Consider the following 384-nt stretch of genomic DNA (forward strand, 5'->3'; position numbering starts at 1 on the left):
GTGGAAACCCTCGGCCAGCTTGAATTTTTGCGCGAAGTCGGCTGCGACGAGTTTCAGGGCTATCTGCTGACGCGGCCGCTGGAGCCGGCAGCGGTGCAGGACCTCGTGCGCGAGAACGCCCGCCGTTACGGCGAGCGTGTCCCGCGGTTCTCATAGCGCGCTCAGATCTGCAAGCTGTTGCTGACCACGTACATGGTCAGCTCGGCGTTGTTGCGCAGCTTCATCTTCGAGAGCACGCGCCCCCGATACACGCTCACTGTCTTGACACTGATCTGCAGTGCCTCGGCAATCTCGCCCAGCGTGCGGCCGGAGCCGAGCATGCGCAGCGTCTGGAATTCGCGGTCAGAGAGGATGTCGTGCCGGGGCTTGTCCCAGTCGACATTC

General features: G+C 63.3%; 1 protein-coding gene. It reads right to left on the reverse strand.

All coding sequences use genetic code 11. The features are described from left to right. Window positions 1-161: 161 nt before the first annotated feature. On the reverse strand, window positions 162-384 hold a 223-nt coding region (locus C0Z16_RS37225), incomplete at its 5' end, for a response regulator transcription factor (protein WP_146014435.1).

Source organism: Paraburkholderia rhynchosiae (genome assembly GCF_002879865.1).
In the GTDB taxonomy this organism is placed as follows: Bacteria; Pseudomonadota; Gammaproteobacteria; order Burkholderiales; family Burkholderiaceae; genus Paraburkholderia; species Paraburkholderia rhynchosiae.